The following is a 17,352-nucleotide window of genomic DNA, read 5'->3' as shown; positions in this document are numbered from 1 at the left end:
TCACGCCCTCCGGGCAACACAGATCACGAAGCGAACGATCAAAAGGATGCAGCATAGTAAACGGTACGGCAAAACCCAGCCGCACTCGTTTGTCGCCTCCAGAAGCTCCCTCGGCCGCGCGGCGGCCTGAAACTACCAAGAACGGGTAGTTTCAAAGGCTTGCGCTGCTGTGCAGCGCCTGGCGATCTGCCAGCAAGACCTGGCGCCTTTCATTGGTTCTCACGCTCCGCCTACCGCCGCTGCGCGGCTACACCGGAACCCTTCCGCCAGCAAGGGGCGAAAAACTTTTGCAAGCCCGGCAAAACTTTTTGCGCTCAGCCCACCCTTGCTTGCTCCAGGAACCCGGTGTTACGGCTACGACGTTGAGAGTCAACGAAAGGCGCAAATGCGCAGTAGAAGGTCGGGCAAAAGCCAAGGAGGGCAAACATGAGAACACTAGCAGATTTTTACAGCGTGATGGCCACAGCGGATTATGGTGAGGAAGGCGAGACGTTCGGCGGCGATGGATGCGGGCTATACGTGTTCGGACTGGTGGCCGTCAGCACCGTTGAAAAAGAAGACAGCGTTCAGGTCACGGTCACATCACCTTATTCCTCAAGAATCTATGAGCAATCAACTAAATCTGATTACACCCAAATCCTTGACGCAATCGAAGATGCTCACGTTTCGACATTTTAGGAGGCAACCAAAATGGAAATCGCAACCTTTGCAAAGCTGGTAGAAGCGTATAACGGCGAAGATGAAAGTTTAGGGAATCTGCTTGATGCTGAGTTCTACAACATCGTCGTTGACCAGGGCCTAACCTCAACTGAAGAGGTCATCTTCAATGGTATTGTTCAAGACTTGTCGTTTACTTCAGCCACTGAGTCTACCGACCCCGGCGCTAATCAGGCGACTGCACAGTGGCAAGCAGAGATGGTGGCGGACGAAGGCCGGGAAATCAAACGAATCTTGCGAAAGGCCGCTTCAGAGTGGGACGCACTCAACGAGGTTGAGAGAGACGAGTACCTGCCAGCCAACTTTTTCTGGGAAGCACAATAATAGGATGCCGCCGTTGAGGCGGCTTTTTTTCTATGCGCTAATGACGATTGAACGTGTTCCCCGAAGGATATAATGGACAGAAAACCCGCCGAGGTGTATACTACGTGTATACGAGAGGGGCGATTCAGAATGACAGTCAAAGCCAGATCAGTTGGAAACTCTGTGACGCTGACAGTACCAAAGGAACTTCGCGTCGAAGAAGGACAGGAATTTGACGTGCAACGTAAAGCCGACGGAGCCATCGTTTTTACCCCAAAGCACCGCAACCCATTTGAAGGTGAATGGTTCAAAGCAGACCTCAAGCAAAACGACGTACTGGGTGACCAGGAGGTGCTGGATAGTGAGTGGGACTGAGTACATTCCACACAAAGGCGACATCGTGAGTGCCAGTTTTGACCCCAGTGCTGGCAAGGAGATTCAGAAGCGCCGACCAGCCCTAGTCGTCAGCAATGCCCAGTACGCAAAATTAACGGGCCTTGCGGTCGTGTGCCCGATTACTCATGCAGACAGCAACCGATTCAGAGACACCGGACTGCTCATTCCACTTCACCAGAAGAAAACGGAAGGGTACATCAACCCGCTTCAATTTCATACGTTTGATTTCCGTCGTCGGCGATTTGAGCGGATCGAGACCGTTGCAACCGACACGCTGGCGCAAGCGTTACAAACAATCAACGACGTAATCAATGCTACTGAACCCCGGAAGCGTGGCTCAGTCAAAGGCTGACTAATATCAGCCTTTTTTTGGTGTCGTCAGAGGCGATTCTGACGCGTTTTTGTGCGAGACGGCGAACAACTATGCGGCAACGGCCTCAAAATAGGGCAAAAAAAATAGCCCCGCCGCCCGCGTCGGCGACGGAACTAATGCAATTTTGAAGCATAATCATTCACCATGCGTAAACAGGTGTCGTCATCATTTTAGGCTGAATTGCCCAGTCTTATAGTTGATTTTAACGCCCGCCTGCTGGTTAAAGACCCAGAGGTTCAGGCGCAGACCGTTCGGATTTTTGAGGGACTGCACAATCACGTGTACGCCACGCGGTACCAACTCCGATCCACTATATATGGGTATGGCCTGGTATGCGACCGCTTCGTCCTGGTGCGCTTGCAGGTAATTTCGTGTGAGAGTCTCAGGATAAGCCATGCCGCCAGGGTTACGCATGTCGTTGGTGCCCACATTTTGCGCCCGCGTGCCAAGAATCACGTTGTGGGTTTGCATGTCTCCATTGAGTGACCAGGCGACCAGGTGCGACTTGTTGTACAAGTATCCCCGGTACCCCGTGAGTTGCACAATGCGGTTGTTATTGATGCCGCCATGCCACCCCTTCTCTACTGAGTCTTTCGTTGCCGTGTATTTGGCATGCAAATACTCGCCAGAAACTCGCGTTTCTTCTGGGAAGGCGGGCCGGCTGACAACACTACTGTTGTGAAACATCATCGACTGATAGGTAACGATTGCCGTCACGCCCTGGGTTCTCCCGGCGCGATCAAGAGTCGAGTAATCAGTCGTCGCTGTGATATAGCTAGGCTCCTTCAAGTCACGGCTAACAGTACGCGCGAACACGCCCTCAAACTCCGGTTTGTTGTCCTTCACCACCATGTAGTTCTGCGGATACTTTTTAATGCTGAAGGGTGTCTTGATTAAAGCGTTGTCGGCCTTACTGTTCTCCACCGTTGCTCCTGGGAGGAGGCTTGATATTCCATCCACCGCCTTACAGCCACTGAGTGCGACCAGGGCCGCACCCAAGGTCAAGAGGCGGCCCAAATACTTCGTCTTCATTGTTTCCGGCCCCCTATCGTCCGGCTGCTTGTGCGGCGGCTGTGCGGGCTGCTGAGCTAATGCCGGAGCTTGCTTTTGCAATGCCTCTGCCTTGACGCCTGGTGCTTGCTGGTACTTTCGCTCGTCTTCTTTATCAACGGCGCTATAACCATAGGTCTTGATCAGGTAGGCCATCTCCTGCGGTGAGTCAGCCTCAAACAGACCCTTATTGAGCTGATTCGCCTGTACCGCTTTTAAGCGATTGTCACCATCTTGGTTCCGTTCTTGAATCACCTTCAGTGCGTTCTCTTCGTCCTTCTTGGCATAAATCCGGTCGATTACGCGGGTGGGAAACCCGCTCTCGTTTTGCACCTGCTTCAGTCGGTCGTTCCAATCTTTGATCTCATACCTTACCGGTTTCACGCCCAGCCTTTCGTACTGCCCAGCATATGACTTTATCTTGGTGATCACTGCATGTTGCATGGTTGGATCGAGGGCCGGATCCAGGCGCTTGACCAGCGCCTGATAATCCAGACCATTTTGGCCGGTCAGGTCGTGCATGAGACCGGCCAGCTGGCCAGTACGCTCTTCATATGCTTCACCGGCCGCCATTCCGTCGCTGTGAGTGAAACCGCCTTTCAGGCCAAACCAGTTGTTGACCTCCTTGTCGTCATGAAAGTTGGTTTCTACTTTATCCAGTGCGGCGAGCGGCTCCCATGGAACACCAGCGGTGGCGGCCTGCTGTTGCAGAACCTTTAGGCGTTCCTGTGGAATTGCCAGGTTATCAACCATGAAGTGCCCGTATGGAAGGGTCTCCCCGGTTTTGACGTTCACAAAAGCGTGTTTGTTGATCATCTCATCAAAGAAGCGGTGCCCGGCTGGGTCATTGTCTACACCAAAGCCGACCCGTTCGGGAACGGCGCCAGTGCGGGAATGAAAGTATGCCATTGCTTTTGTGACGGTCTGCGGCTTTAGTCCATCCATCGCAAAGAACATCGTGTCCTTTGTTTGCGGGTGCAGACTCAAGTACGATAACGCGTCGATTGGCGACTCAAAGACGTACAGTTGTTTCGGCCGACCGATGGAGAAGTTGAAACCGTAGTCCTGCTCTGAGTTCTTAGCAATCTGCTTGAAGGTACCGCGTGGGCCGTTGCGTTTCTTGTCGATCGTCGTTCCCTGAATCGAAGCGCCAACGCGCTCACCATCATGTGCCCAGACAAACACCGCGTTGCCCTTGCTGTCCTGTTGAATGAAGCCGCGCTGGTGAAGCTGATCCACAATCGAGGGATTTAGACCGCGTGCCAGCGTTAGGTAATCGCGAGCCTTGGTGAAATCTTGAGAGTTTTGAATGTCGTACTTAAACGGTTGCCGGTCTTCAGCAGCCACTTTGGTGGTGGAGAGACTGTCGTCGTTTAATGCGGTCACTGCCTTTTGGAAGTTATCGACGCCGACAACCTTCATCATGAAGTCGATGGTTGACCCCCCTACCTGGCGGCTGTTCCAAATGAATTGGTTCTTTCGGGCATTCACTTTCAGTGAATCGTGCTGATCCCAAGACCAATAATCACCTCCGTCATGTACCAAGTTCACGCCATTCTTGGCGGCAACATCAAGGATGGAAACTGCCTTGGCATGCAAGATCATCTTCTCCGTGATGCCCTTGTTAGCGGACTTTGGTTTTGCTTTTTCTACCGTCTGTTCTTCCCAGCTAGCCAGGTAGTGCGTGTCCGGCGAGGAATGCGGCAACTCACTCAGCAACGGGTTGTTTTCCCATTCCTTCAGCGTGTTTTGGCTAAATTCCAGGTGGCTCTGTGGCCCGCCGTCCTTAGCAAAACTGGTCAGTTGTAAATCTACATCTGGGCGGCTACTCTTCGTCAGTGTTGCATACAATCGCTCTTCACCATTAGCGTCTACCTGGGTAATCTTGAGTGCTTGCCCGGCGTGTTCGCGAAGCTGTTTGAACCACCATGCGCTGGCCTGATCAGATTTAATCATGATTTCATCCAGGTTCCCTGTCGCCGCGTGTGGTACCTCCGGTACGATTGATGCCGGGTCTCTTTGTTCTGAATGTTGAGGCTGCGACTGATTGGATGCTGGTGCAAGGGTGACGGCTGGCGTAGCCGCCACCACTTCATAACTGCCATCACGTACGACCTTCCGCTGCGCTGCGGTCAGATCCTGGCCTTCCATGACCAGTGCCTTTCCAGACTCAGCGACCAGGCGTACAACGCCCGTCGCGGCATGAACCTGGCCCCATGGTTCAACGTGCCCGTCGGTTACATCCAGCCCTGGGAAAAGGCCGAGAAGGTCGTTGTGATCGACGCCACGGGTTCCCATTTCATATTGACCACTGATGATACTGCCGTTGCGCAAAACAAAGATGCCTTCACGCGGGTTAGTCGTCAGTTCATCGCCAATATCGGCCAAGTATTTGAGAATTTGATCATCAGTGACCGGTGCAATCGTTGCTTCTGTTGCCATCTGTCATTCCTCCTTTTGAGCACAAAAAAATCGCAACCTGATTGGCTGCGATCATCGTTCAGGGCCATAGCCCTGATTCTGCTGACGCTGGCGGTCAGCTTCTTTTTCATCCTGCATTCGTTCATAGTCGCGCTGTGCTTTCGCACGCGCCTTCATGTCGCCGGAAAGCGCCCGGCGGATAGACGACAAGGCTTGGAAGATGCCCTGGTTAGGCTGGCCTCGCTGGGCCTTGTGGTTGGAGAGCCCGTTCGGATGCTCCTTCCTATAAACCGCGTCGTCTGTCTTTCTCATCTCGCTCAGGATCGAGTTGCCCATCCTGGCGTACAATTCATCATACTTACCGTGTTCGTAGTCTTTGGCCCGACCAGCTTCCTTACCTTCTTGACCAGAACCATACAGTGCCTCGCGAAAATCTGTCTCGGCCTTCAGCGCTTGATCAAACTCTTGCAACTCATTTGCGTGATACCGCTGCATGAATTTGGAGCTAAACGCGTCGAGCAGCGGTCGCGCTTCTTGAAGCGCGTTCATGTTGTACTTCCACTTCCGCTTATCGTCAGGAAGCGCTTTGTAGATCTGTTGGTACAACCGCAGCAAGTCAAAGTTCGGGAGCTTCCCCCAGTCATAGTCATGCTGCGGAAGCTCATTACGTATCAGGATGGAAAGTCGAGCAAGCGACTGATCCCGGTTGATTAACTCATTTGCGATTGAGGACTTAAAGGCGGAAATAGTCGAGCGTTTTATCATACCGTTTGCTGCCTCTTTCACCTGGCCTTCGGAATCATGAATCAGGATACTCTGGCGCGTTGGTTCAGGTTCTACAAACGCAATATGCACGTGAATGTTGTCAGTATTGAGGTGAATTGATGCTGACCACACCGCCGTGTTGGCTAAACCTTCATTGATTAGAAGACCACTCATGCCATTACGAATTGTCTGTTGTATTTTCTCCTGGTCGAGCTGCTTGCTTTGCAGATTATAAAGCCCGTGGTCTGCGAGAAACCGGTTATCGAAACTCACCACGGTTTGCCACATTAGCGAGCCGTTTTTCTGTGCGAGCGCAAACTGTCGTTTCAGCTCGGTGCGTTCCTCCTGCGTTAAAGAATCCTTACCTGCCGTGAACAACCCTTTACTCTTTTCTGGGTTATTCATGTAATAGTTGTAGCCGTCGAAACGGTTAACGTTCCATTCCTTGAAGTGATCACCGCGCATTGCGTCCGGCCTATCCATATAGTTCACGTAACCGCTGAACTTCTTGTCGGGTGCTGGGACAAATTTCATTACGGTCACGATGCCAGGTGACTTACTCATCACCATCACCCCGCGTCGATCTCGTTAGCTTATCCTTGCGTGCGACCTGGTAAGCATGGATTTGATCTGCGACCTGCTTCTGTGTTGCGGTAATAGATTCCGCCATAACATCGGTCACCGGAATTGCGTCTTCCATGCCACTGATAATCAAATACGAGTTGAGTAAATTAGTGAGCACACGCACGTTCTTGTCTACATAGCCCGTCCGAATACGAATCGGATCGAGCTGAGGTTTAACCTCCTTGGCGATTGCTTTTGCAAGGTTCTCTTGGTCAGCGACCTGCCGTTGCAGTTGCCGATATTCTACAAAGAGATGTTGCAGCCCATCACCAAGCGTACGGATGCCATTTTCCTTCATGTAGTCGGCTAGCCACTCCCAAGACAACCCATTCTTGGAGGTGTCCTCAAGCATGATGTGCTTACGAACTTTTGTCATAGTCCCTCCTGTTTGTTGCCAAGAACAGCGACGAAACTGTTAATGGCTTTTGTCGATTCCGCAATCACCGTTTCGGCTTTGCGCAACGTTTCCTCCAGGCTTTCCTTGTCGTGATCGCTGAAATATTGCGACGCCGAGGTGTGGATCAGTTGTCTCAGGAATTGCTCTCTTGAGACTCCTTTTTTTGACGCAGCGTCGTCGATGACCGCTAGATCTGCACTACGAATGTTGCGAATGATTGTAGTTGCCACGTTGCCTCCTCCTTCCATATAAGGGTGCACTGCTTTCTACTGCCGCTTGCGGCGGGGCGGTTCAAAGGTCTGGCTGGGGCGAAAAGCCCAAGCCATTTGAAAGAGCATAATAGAAATCTGCTATCACATTGTGATAGAACCCGCAGTGCGGGTTGATTCTGGGTGATAGCGGAATTAGGCCCTAAAACCCACGTTATAGCCCGCTACGCCCACGGACCCAAAACACCTAAACCCACGATTCAAGGCCTATGCCCACGCATTTTCAGCAAGGCCCACGATAACCCATGAAAAACCCACGGGGATTTTCATGCTATTCCAACTGCTTCTGGTACTTTTCGCGCGCAATGCGTGCAGATTTAATTGATTTTTGTGCAGATGCCCGTTCGGTTTTCTGCGTCTTTAGCGAGGTTTCGGTGTCCGAAATCTTCTGTTTTGTTGCGGCCTTTTGCGATCCGGTTTGAACGGAAAGCGACGCTTTCTGCTTCTTCAAAGTAGCCTTGAGCGTTGCGATATTGGCGTCAGCGTCCTTCACTTTCTGACGGTAGGTAGTGATGCGCTTGCCGTAGAAATGAACCATGTAGGTGAAGTATTCCTGCTCCAATGCGCGACTCGATGGTGTCGAACTATGATCAGAAAGAGTCACCTTTTGGATACTGATTGGCTGAGAAGATGACATGGAAAGGCCGCCGTTCAGTTGCTTGTTTGTGCCAATGGCAACGTACAGACTCGTCTGCTTATCAGGTACATTCTTCACGACCAAGGCGTAGAAATCTTCGCTTACCTGAACCAGTTTTGCTGGTAGCTTTTCGCCATTACCAGCACTACGAGTGCGCACGTTTGCGGTGATTGGTTGCAGCGGATCAATCTGGTTATCCTTCACATAGAGGTTCAACTGATACGTCGTTTTGTTGGCGTAGCGTGACGCCCCAGCGAAAGTGAATTGGTTGTCGCCTTGGGTAAAAGACTGATCTGGTTTTACGCCACTTGCTGTGCTGCTTTTGGGAAATAAAAAAAGCCACTGCAAAGGCAGTGGCGACAACGACGATGATTCCTGCGAGGAGATAGATGAACTTTTTCTCGGCCCGATTCTGTGGCCTCATCGTGATTGTTGAACTAAAAGCACTCAACACTTCTCCTCCCTTCTACTGTTGGTTCATAGACACGCCAGGCTCCATTTCTGCGTAAACATACTCACTCCACTCGGTAATTTTCTCGTCCTTAAAAGTGAGGCGATAGAGGATGTCCTGCTTCTGTGGATTCGTGTTCCCGGCTCCGCTCAAATCGAATACCACCCGGACAGTTGCCTGGCGTTCATTGCCGTTTTCCGGCTGAATCTGCACGTCTCGGTTGTACCAGGTCGTGCTCCAACGGAAGTTGTCAGCGGCCATGCCGCCGGTCGGAACGACCACGAGGTCGTCGGCAATCTTCTTCGTTGAGATGGCCTCAATATCGTCGTGTTGCTTACGTGCATTCTCATAGAATTGTGTGTGCAATGTGACGAAAGCCTTCGCGCGTTTGGTGATTGTGTCGTTGCTTGCCTTCAAAGAGGCAAGCTCTTTTGCGTCCGCTTTTTCAGCTTGCGAGGTGCCGGAATCCTGCGGCGTTGACGTCGTGGTCGTCGTCTTGCCAGCGCCTTTATTCACCACAACATTGGTGCGCGGTTTTAAGGCTTCCTGATGAACCTGGTACCATCCGAACCCGGCTGCGCCGGTGGCTAGTACTGCCCAGGTTGCTAACCCAAATACGATTTTCCCATTTGCCATTTCCTAACTCCTCCTTATTTGACTCTGCCAAAGCCGGCAAAGTGTGCTTGCCAGTATGACGATGTGTAGGTAGCAATATTAACATTACTGCCCGCTGCGTTGATCATTTGCGTACTTGAAAGCACGATACCAACGTGGGTGATACGCGGCCCAGAATACGTGTGCTCAAAGAATATCAGATCACCGGCCTTCACCTCACTCTTGCTTAACCGCTTGGTGGCATCGTACTGATCCTGAGCGGTACGAGGCAAGGAAATTCCGGCCTTCCGTAGCGCCCATTGTACCAGGCCACTACAATCAAATCCGGTCGGGTTTGCGCCGGAGACGTTCGCGCCAAAGACGTAAGGCTTGCCGAGCTGTGCGCTTGCTGCGGCGTAAGCTTGATCAAAGTAGCTCATCTTGTCTCCCATAATCTTGACGTTAGCGTTGCTCGCTCCCTTGCCGGTGAGCAGCGCATCTGCGTCCGCCGGGGTCATGAATTGTTTAATGATAGAGGTCACGGCCGATAACCAGCCGGAGTTCAGATTTCCGGGATCGTTGCCAGCCCCAACTGGTGCATAGGCTTGTTGGAGAGCAGTCAGAGTGCTCAGCCCACGCACAACGACCAGGTTGTGAAGCGTGGCTGCGGTGCCGTCGATACCCGCCTCAATGCTGCTAAAGTGAATCACCTGGTTACCACTCATCTGACCACTGGGATTGTTGTCTACGCGGACAGCACGGCTGGTGCCCCAGCCAGACTCGTTAGCCATGATGGCGGCAAAAAGCGCCGGATTGACGCCTGCATTTTGCGCTGCGGCAATAGTGTACTGTTCCTGGTTAGCCAGCACGCCATGCCCGAACCCTTTATCCCAGGCAGCATGAAATACCGCCGCGTCGAAAGCCATGTTGGTCAGCAAGCCGCCGCTCCCAGCGTCAGCAGCCACATCTTCAGCTTCTCGACCCATATACGCATCGACACTGGCGAGAATGCCAATCATCAGCGACAGCCCCAGGAGAAGAACCGCCGCACCCAGGCCGAGTGGCACCAGCCACTTACGCCAACGCCACCCGGCCCAGACGCGCCGCATAGTCGTGGATTGCTTCATAATCAAGCACCCCCTGCAAATACCCGCAGTTCATCATCTGTGACCTGGAACTGCATGTGCAGCTTGCTTGGCCCGGTCAGCAGATAGCATTCCCCTTTATCAAAATTTGGAATCGTCGCGAAGTCTTGCTCGGTCATAATGCCACCGAACAGACGGCGTAGAATCCCAGGATTCTTTGCAGTCTGAATGGTGGAAACGTCGTGCTTCAAAAGTACCTTGTATTGGCATAGGGAATAGATCTGATTGAGGGAGTTGACCGCCTTGACCATATCCCGATCAGAGACATTGCTGCCGTTTGGAAACATACGCTCAAGACGCTGCGTTGCTAGCACAATCGCGCCGAACATCTTGCGGTCTTCAGACATCAGCTTAACGAAGAAGTCGGCCGCAAATGCCTTATCAGTGTTCAAGATCGTGTGGCATTCATCGACGATAATCAGCCAGTGCTGAACGTCCTCCAGTGTCTTTTCGCGGTGATCGTAGGCCTTCTTCTCGCGGCGGCCCACTGCCATACAGTTGTTGTACGAGTCCATGATGGCGTTGTAGATAGCCAGGTCTTGGATTCCTTCTTCCATCTGGTCAATCGTATCCAGCTGATACGAGACCAGCTGGACATCTTGCAGGGGCGGCAGCGACGAATACCCATCAAAGAGCTGGCCATACATCGTCGCCAGGCGGCGAAGCGTCAATAGAATGGTGTTGTAATACTTAGACATTTGATCGTCTGGCTCATCACGGCGGCGCTCCTCAATGTAGGCGACAATATCGCTCAACGTCGGATAGTCCTCGCTGGCTAAGCTAGTAATCGGCTTAGCCCCTTTATCCAGGTACCCGTTGGACTTGTAGTATTGATCGCACAGTGTACCAAACACGCTTGCTGTTCGCGCGTCCGCATCACTGTCAACCAGTCGGTACTTGATTGAGAGGTTGCCAATATGGGCCCGGTAGGAAGCCGTCACGTCCACGTCAGCGGTCTTTTCATCAACAGCGGTAGGATAAACCTGAAACATGTTGATTCTGCCCTGGCTCCCGTCCAGGTTGATCACAGTACCACGGAAGCGGTGAACCAGGTCAGCAAACTCACCAGAGCGGTCAAAGACACGCACCATATCCCCGCGGATTGCCCGCTCCCAAAGCATCTTTTTGATCGACGTCGATTTGCCTGAGCCCAAGTCGCCACTCAGGAACGTGTTGTAGTACGTCCGCTGCTGGCTGACTCGGAACATATCCCAGTACACGGTGCCGCCAGTAGGCGTATAGCCAAAGTACGACCCATACGGATCGTCCAGGCTAGTTTGGTTGTGGGCAAACCCTAACCCCATTACCTGGCCGCTCAATGGGAGCCCTTCGCGGCGACTGGGGAGCTGACGCTGCGCCGTCATCGGCAGAAACATCGACTGGTACTCGTCCGCATTCTCGTCCAAAAAAACAGCGCCCTGATAGGCGCTGCTGTCGAGTCGCCCGATCACTCGGTTGACCTTGGTATTCAATTCTTCAAGACTGCTAGCGTAGACGTAGACCCTAATATGCACCTGCTTGATCACCTCACCTTGCTTGTTGAGCGCAATGCTCAGGTCACGCAATGGGTCTAGCTCCTGGTCAATCAAGTCGCGTTCCGTTGTCGTATTGGCATGGGAGCGCTGCACCTCAAGCTCAGTTACTGAACCCTCAATGCGCTTCTTGTAGTTGAGGTTTTGATTGGTGAAATAGTCCACCGTGATGGTAACCCCGGCAATGCTGGTAATCTCCTTCAGCCAAAAGTCAGTGAACGTGTCGGGGATTTCATACACGTGTACGCAGGCCAGGTAGACGTTTCCTAGACGCGTGTAGTATTCATTGCGGGTGTCTATGCCCCCTTGCGGCTGAATGCGGTAAACAAACGAGTCATCCAGTCCTTTATTCTTCTTCATGTGCAATCACCCCCGGATTATTCATTAAGTGCAGCATGGTCTGCTTCTCTACCGTGGTTGTCGGTTCAAAACCGTAGATGCTGCTGTACTGCAAGGCTGATTCAATGTGTCGCTCAAGTTCTGGCACGGTATCACCAAATACCCAGATCCAGCTTGAGAGCTTGCGATAGTGACTTTCGAGATACTGCATGTTGAGCAATTCTCTTTGCAGCATCTCCAAGCGGAACGGGTCTCGCGTGGTCTCAATCAGATGCCGAAAGTAATGCTGCTGAGTCTTGTTGGATTCCGGGAAGTTGAGGAAGACCTCTTTCACCGAAGCAGAATATTGGCGCATAAACTCCCAGGATCCGGCCTCAATCTGATCAGCCTCTTCAAGCGTCACGCGATCTAGGTCATATTTCTTAGGCTTGAACACCTCCGCATAATAGTCTGAAATACCGGCGTGTAGGGTGAGATACCCTTTCTCCGTAATACCGGTAACGGGGAATATCGCCGTCACCTTCGTCTTTTTATCTGCAATCGCAGCTGACTGTTTGTCTTGCTTTTGCTTGCGAACAGATACAGCATCAAAGGCCATGTTTCTCCCCCTCTCTAAATAGTAGACGCCACCGCGGGTTATCAATACTGTGGTAGACCCGGCGCGGCTTACGCAATACCTGCCAGATGACCTGGTAGGTTTTCTTCTCTGGAATCCCTGACGGCGAAACTAGGATATACGAGATTCCCGCCCCTAACACCGCCGGAAGTAGCTGAAGCACCGCAGGAAAGAGATGCGAGAAGGCCAGCCATGGAACCCCAGCCGCAGCAAGAATCACGAAGAAGTCGGTAATTGTGAGGTGGCTGCTGTACTGGTTCTTAATGTTGATCTTCTTTGAGAACTGAACTTGATGGTACATACACATTTACTCCCTTTCTTCCATATTTGGCTGGTGCGGTGCGTCATCCAACGCATGACCAACTGGGTGACGTTTGACCTCTTGGTTCGCTTCACGGATCAGCGCGCCTTGGTTTTCGCCTTGGCGATAGACCCGGTGCATGGTTTGCACCGTTGGCGACGTCATCAGCTTTGCTTGAGCACGCTGGCCAAGCGTTTGCTGCGTCGCAGCTTGCGGTTGATCACGCTGCAAGGCCGCCATCGCGCCTCGCGCTTGAGCCCCAGTCACGCCAGGCATCGAAGAAGCGATCACTTTTGGCACCTGGTGTTTAGTGCTACTCTCCGGTAAAGCGGGGGCCTTGCCAGCACCACTCTTTTGCGCTTGTAGGCGTTGCTGCGCAATCCCTGTCGGCAGCCCCGTCTTAGTCGAAATCCTCTTACCGTTGGCCAACGGCGGGTGGAACGGTACTGCTCCTAACTGCTTTCCATTCGGAACAGCTGCGGGTTGAGTGCCAGGTGCTCCCCCGCCTTCTGAAAGATTAGGCGCGCTCTCTGTGTCGCCCGCAGGCATTCCAGGTACTTCACCGGTCACTTCTGGCCCCGACGCTTTGCCGGTACCAGGTGCAGCCGCAAGTGGTGAGGCCGGTAGATTAGGCTTGGATAGCAGCCCCATACCCGCGCCAGCAAGACCGGCACCGGCCACCAAACCGCCCTTGGCGACGTTTCCAGCCGTCTTGGCGACACCTTTAGCAAGATGCCCAGCACCGCGTCCCAACGTACCCAGGCCACGACTCGCGAACATCACGTTGGTCATGGTCTGTGCCATCGACGCAACGCCCGCGTCGATGCCAAAGATTGCCTGAATGATGTTCGGCCCGTCGATAATGAACAGCGCGGCCCCAATCATGGCTAAAATCTTGGTTCCCGGCGTTAGACCCGCTTGATTGATATACCCCAGAAACAGTCCGTAGAACTGAATTAGGACGTCTAGCAGGAACAGTACGACGAAACTGTCACGCAGCTTCGTGATTAACTGCCGATTGCGCTTGCCAGAGTCTATGTCAGTCAGGGCGATTCCTTGAGTGAGTAAGCCAATGAAGCCTATCTCCATCTCAATCTTGACGACTTTGAAAATAGTAATGATGGTCACCAGCAGCACGCAGATAATGCTGAAGAATAAGTACCACGGCGACCAGGAGTAGCGGTAGTAATGATCATCGAGCTTAAACATGCCGGTCATGTTGTGCAGCTCCCAGGTTCCATCTGAGTTCTTCGAGACCTGGTGAGTCAGGATGCTGTTCCCGTCAGAGCTGACCTGAGAACCGCCGTACCAGTGCCCGGTATCAACCTTTTCGTTGATGTTTAGGAGCTTCACATCGCCCATATCACTAATGGCGTTACGCTTCGCAACGCTAGGCAACGTCGCTGTCGTACCGGAATGCTTCCACCCCGCCTTGTCCAGTGAGTACACATCGGTAATGTAGCTTTTGTACAGTGATACCACCACCGGCGAGTCAACGGAGTTTCCAGCAATCCCGCTGTTGACTAGCCCTGTGGCCTGAGTCATAAAAAAAGGTCGTTCCAAAGAACAGGAGAACCGCAACCAGAAAATTGTTGCCTTTTTCTTGGTAGTCAACGCGCTTATTGTGAATGAACATGAGGCCTGCCCAGGCGATTGCCACCGCGGCGAGCGCCCAGATTGCTGCATTGTAGGTTTTAAGAAAATTCTTGACCCCGCTGTACTCCCAGAAGTTGAGCAGCTTGTACATTTGGCGAAAACTGCTGCTAACTACATTTGTCAAAGTGGCGAGTCCCAGAATGATCACATTGCCAATGTACCGCAGGCCGTCACTGACCATGTTGGAGACATGCAAATAGTCACTGTATGCCCGTAGAATCTGAATGATTTGTTGATCACCCATGAGCTCCCTCCTTCTTCTCAAACTGCGCCAACTTGAACATCATCCGCAGCGCCTTATACAACTCAGGCTTATCCTCGCGGTGGCCAGCCAGATACGCCTGTGCCTGGCTCATGGTATTGCCACGCCAGAACGCCGCATTCTCATCGCTGTCGAGCCACTGCTCAGTCTGGTCATGAACCATTTTTAATTGGGCCTCTGTCAAGGCCACTTCGATAAATCTGCTATCCTCACTCACGAAGTCGCTAACGTTCTGTGTCAGCGGCTTGTCGTCCTCGTGGAGATCAGCAACAGGATCTTCCTTTTCCTTCTGACGTGTCTCAGCCGCTGCTTTAGCAGCCTCGGTACGACTCTCAGTGACTGTGACGTTCCCACTGCTGTCTTTCTGATAGGACGAATGAACGTTGTCGCTGCTGTGCACCTCAAACTGATCTGGCTCGTTCTTTAAGCGCTCCGCTTGGTCTAAAGTCGTGGTTGCGGTCTCTGCAAATTCATTCTGCGAGATGGTCAACCCATCGAGTTTGGTGCCCGCATGTGATGCCAGCTTGTCACCGTTGAGTTCTTCAAAGGTCTGCGGGTGATCAAAATCCTTCAGGTACTGATACTGAAAGAGCATGTGATCCTGGTCAGCCTGATTGGCGTAGATTGGCTTTGCGCTAATCTGCGTACCATCAAGGGCCCGCCGCTGCTTCCCACGGATCAACACCCACTCCCCTTCTTTGAGCTGGCTCAGCTCCTCAGGGGTCATCAAATCGCGAGCCTGTTCAGACTCGCTGTATGACTTATCCATGCTCATGGGATCGCCAGCCCGATTAGGTACGATAATGGTCTTTTTACCAAGCAACCGCGAGAAGTATTCTGCGTCTTCTTTCCCATCGGCCAGGATGTCGTACTTATTCCCGCACGCCGACAACAGCGCCTCGGCACCGCGATCACCGTACTTATCCTTGAGCTGCGCGATAGATTGGAAGACCAGGTAGTAAATGAGACCACGTTGCAGGCCAACGTTCATATAGCGGCTCAGCTTCTATCGTCGGGATATTAGCCACTTCTTCTAGGACAAACTTGACGCGCCGCTTCAAACTAGACGTCTCAGACAGCGTGGCAGCCTTTGACAAGACGTAGGAAATCTGGCTGATCAGCGTTGAAATCAGTGAGTAGTTGGAATCGTCATAGTCAGGATAGACAATGAACAACGCGACCGGCTTGTTGCCGTTGGCAATATCCGCGAGATGAAGATCATTGGTCGCGGTCAACTTGCCGATTGCACTAAACGTATAGTTTTTGAGCTTGGCCATGGTTCCGGTGTAAATCCCGGCCCGTGTGATACCTTGCGAAAAGGTGATCGTCCCGTATTGCAGCTTTGCGGGGTCATTGACTTCCAGCTGGCTGAAGAACATATCCATCTTCGTGTCGCCGTTCTCGTCAGGGTTTGACCCTAACTCGTTTAGCATGACTGACACGGTGTACATCGTGACGCGCTCCGGTGTGTTCTTGATCTTGCAGACTCTGCACACTGCCAGGATCAATGCGTTGGTGAGCGCGATAGATGCCTCCTCCCACATTGGATCCTTAGCATTAGGATTGTGAAACAGGGAATAGCTCAGCGTATTACACAGAAGCTGAGCCTCATCATAATCACCCTTGTCGTAGGCTTCCCAAATCAGCGCCAACGGATTGTAGCCAATGGAGTACTCGGGCGTAACCAGGTTGAACACGCGAACATCATAGCCGTGCTGCTCAAAGGCAGCCTTCGTATTCTTGACCATATCGCCTTTCAGGTCGGTGACAATGACCGAATCTTGCTTTGCTGCGCGCATAATCAAGTCCAGCACCGGGTATGTAAAGGTCTGGGTCTTACCTGACTGGGTACCCGCGACAACGGCCGCGTTAGTCTTGTTCGTGTCAATCAGGTCATATCCGTTCTTCGGGACGGGCCCGATTGTGCGTCGCCCTTGCCTCTTCTCTCGTCTAGCAACAACCGCATCGAACGCTTTCTTCTGGCGAGGGCCACGGGAAGAGGTGACATGCAGGTTGAGTTTTTCGGCAGCCTCCGGCGTCACGTGCACTTGCGGCACGCCGGAGTACCCATCATAGATGGAGCCGTCGAGCGGTACCGCCACACTCTGCTCCACAAGATCAGATAACGGTGTAAAGGCAGCGGTGCCCATTGAGCCAAGGTTAAGATCACGGTAGGCAATACGCATTTGGTAAAGCAGCTTTGGCACCTTCACCAGCCACACAAACAGCACAACAACCGTAACGAGCCAGAATAGACCGCTTGTTGACGGTAGGAACCAATTCAACGGTGCAAACACGGCGCCGATTCCTGACGCGCTTGTGATCGTTTTACCCTGGTTGAAACTTGCCAGAGTGGCTTGAAAACTACTAAATAGGTACTCAAGCAAGTGGCTTGCCAAGCACCCCAGACACCATGAGATTAGAAGCAGAAAAGCCCCTGTACCGGTGATTACATCACGCCGCGACAAAAGGCTTTTCCATTGTTTATAGTCAATATTCATTTC

The 17,352-nt window shown here is 52.4% G+C and carries 18 protein-coding genes; 4 read left to right on the top strand and 14 right to left on the bottom strand.

Annotated elements, in window-relative coordinates; genetic code table 11:
- Window positions 1–426: 426 nt before the first annotated feature.
- The 4 genes from JCM13995_RS05515 to JCM13995_RS05500 all read left to right on the top strand — a co-directional run bounded on the left by JCM13995_RS05515 (window position 427) and on the right by JCM13995_RS05500 (window position 1,768).
- Complete coding sequence (locus JCM13995_RS05515) at window positions 427–678, top strand: hypothetical protein (protein ID WP_054663372.1); 252 nt, start codon at window positions 427–429, stop codon at window positions 676–678.
- A gap of 12 nt (window positions 679–690) precedes the next feature.
- Window positions 691–1,041 carry a hypothetical protein gene (locus tag JCM13995_RS05510; protein ID WP_054663369.1) on the top strand — a complete coding sequence of 117 codons (351 nt, stop codon included), beginning with the start codon at window positions 691–693 and terminating at the stop codon, window positions 1,039–1,041.
- 129 nt (window positions 1,042–1,170) lie between these two features.
- Complete coding sequence (mazE, locus tag JCM13995_RS05505; RefSeq protein WP_054663376.1) at window positions 1,171–1,395, top strand: type II toxin-antitoxin system PemI/MazE family antitoxin; 225 nt, start codon at window positions 1,171–1,173, stop codon at window positions 1,393–1,395.
- Window positions 1,382–1,768: a type II toxin-antitoxin system PemK/MazF family toxin gene (locus tag JCM13995_RS05500; RefSeq protein WP_054663366.1), complete on the top strand. Its 387-nt coding sequence runs from the start codon at window positions 1,382–1,384 to the stop codon at window positions 1,766–1,768. Before mazE ends, JCM13995_RS05500 begins: the two co-directional genes overlap by 14 nt.
- Before the next feature lie 186 nt (window positions 1,769–1,954).
- Here the strand turns inward: JCM13995_RS05500 and JCM13995_RS14355 are convergent, their stop codons facing one another.
- The 14 genes from JCM13995_RS14355 to JCM13995_RS16785 all read right to left on the bottom strand — a co-directional run bounded on the left by JCM13995_RS14355 (window position 1,955) and on the right by JCM13995_RS16785 (window position 17,349).
- Entirely contained in the window at window positions 1,955–5,281 is a 3,327-nt protein-coding gene (locus JCM13995_RS14355; RefSeq protein ID WP_156314340.1) for a DUF3991 domain-containing protein, read from the bottom strand.
- 51 nt (window positions 5,282–5,332) lie between these two features.
- Complete coding sequence (mobP2, locus tag JCM13995_RS05490) at window positions 5,333–6,589, bottom strand: MobP2 family relaxase (protein ID WP_156314339.1); 1,257 nt, start codon at window positions 6,587–6,589, stop codon at window positions 5,333–5,335.
- On the bottom strand, window positions 6,582–7,025 hold the full coding sequence (locus JCM13995_RS05485; protein ID WP_054663359.1) for a hypothetical protein: 444 nt from the start codon (window positions 7,023–7,025) through the stop codon (window positions 6,582–6,584). The genes mobP2 and JCM13995_RS05485 overlap by 8 nt, the downstream gene beginning before the upstream one ends.
- Entirely contained in the window at window positions 7,022–7,276 is a 255-nt protein-coding gene (locus JCM13995_RS05480) for a hypothetical protein (RefSeq protein ID WP_054663354.1), read from the bottom strand. The genes JCM13995_RS05485 and JCM13995_RS05480 overlap by 4 nt, the downstream gene beginning before the upstream one ends.
- A 310-nt stretch (window positions 7,277–7,586) precedes the next feature.
- A complete protein-coding gene (locus tag JCM13995_RS05475) occupies window positions 7,587–8,315 on the bottom strand; it encodes a hypothetical protein (protein ID WP_054663349.1) in 729 nt (242 codons plus the stop codon).
- 103 nt (window positions 8,316–8,418) lie between these two features.
- Entirely contained in the window at window positions 8,419–9,039 is a 621-nt protein-coding gene (locus tag JCM13995_RS05470; protein ID WP_054663346.1) for a hypothetical protein, read from the bottom strand.
- Between the two features lie 14 nt (window positions 9,040–9,053).
- Window positions 9,054–10,124 (bottom strand): C40 family peptidase, encoded by a 1,071-nt coding sequence (locus JCM13995_RS05465; protein ID WP_054663343.1) that lies wholly within the window; start codon window positions 10,122–10,124, stop codon window positions 9,054–9,056.
- A 2-nt stretch (window positions 10,125–10,126) separates the two neighbouring features.
- Window positions 10,127–12,034, bottom strand: a complete 1,908-nt coding sequence (locus JCM13995_RS05460; RefSeq protein ID WP_054663340.1) for a VirB4 family type IV secretion system protein — start codon at window positions 12,032–12,034, stop codon at window positions 10,127–10,129.
- Window positions 12,021–12,611 (bottom strand): hypothetical protein, encoded by a 591-nt coding sequence (locus JCM13995_RS05455; RefSeq protein WP_054663338.1) that lies wholly within the window; start codon window positions 12,609–12,611, stop codon window positions 12,021–12,023. The genes JCM13995_RS05460 and JCM13995_RS05455 overlap by 14 nt, the downstream gene beginning before the upstream one ends.
- Window positions 12,601–12,930 (bottom strand): DUF5592 family protein, encoded by a 330-nt coding sequence (locus JCM13995_RS05450; RefSeq protein ID WP_125706245.1) that lies wholly within the window; start codon window positions 12,928–12,930, stop codon window positions 12,601–12,603. Before JCM13995_RS05450 ends, JCM13995_RS05455 begins: the two co-directional genes overlap by 11 nt.
- Before the next feature lie 6 nt (window positions 12,931–12,936).
- On the bottom strand, window positions 12,937–14,475 hold the full coding sequence (locus JCM13995_RS05445) for a pLS20_p028 family conjugation system transmembrane protein (RefSeq protein WP_156314338.1): 1,539 nt from the start codon (window positions 14,473–14,475) through the stop codon (window positions 12,937–12,939).
- Entirely contained in the window at window positions 14,423–14,830 is a 408-nt protein-coding gene (locus tag JCM13995_RS05440) for a DUF8208 domain-containing protein (protein WP_054663331.1), read from the bottom strand. Before JCM13995_RS05440 ends, JCM13995_RS05445 begins: the two co-directional genes overlap by 53 nt.
- Window positions 14,823–15,839 carry a TraM recognition domain-containing protein gene (locus tag JCM13995_RS16790; protein ID WP_263849576.1) on the bottom strand — a complete coding sequence of 339 codons (1,017 nt, stop codon included), beginning with the start codon at window positions 15,837–15,839 and terminating at the stop codon, window positions 14,823–14,825. The genes JCM13995_RS05440 and JCM13995_RS16790 overlap by 8 nt, the downstream gene beginning before the upstream one ends.
- Entirely contained in the window at window positions 15,769–17,349 is a 1,581-nt protein-coding gene (locus tag JCM13995_RS16785) for a type IV secretory system conjugative DNA transfer family protein (RefSeq protein ID WP_263849575.1), read from the bottom strand. The genes JCM13995_RS16790 and JCM13995_RS16785 overlap by 71 nt, the downstream gene beginning before the upstream one ends.
- Window positions 17,350–17,352: the final 3 nt, after the last annotated feature.

The sequence above is a fragment of the Lacticaseibacillus camelliae DSM 22697 = JCM 13995 genome (assembly GCF_001311195.1).
Taxonomy (GTDB): Bacteria; Bacillota; Bacilli; order Lactobacillales; family Lactobacillaceae; genus Lacticaseibacillus; species Lacticaseibacillus camelliae.
This window is presented reverse-complemented; position numbering and strand designations above follow the sequence as displayed.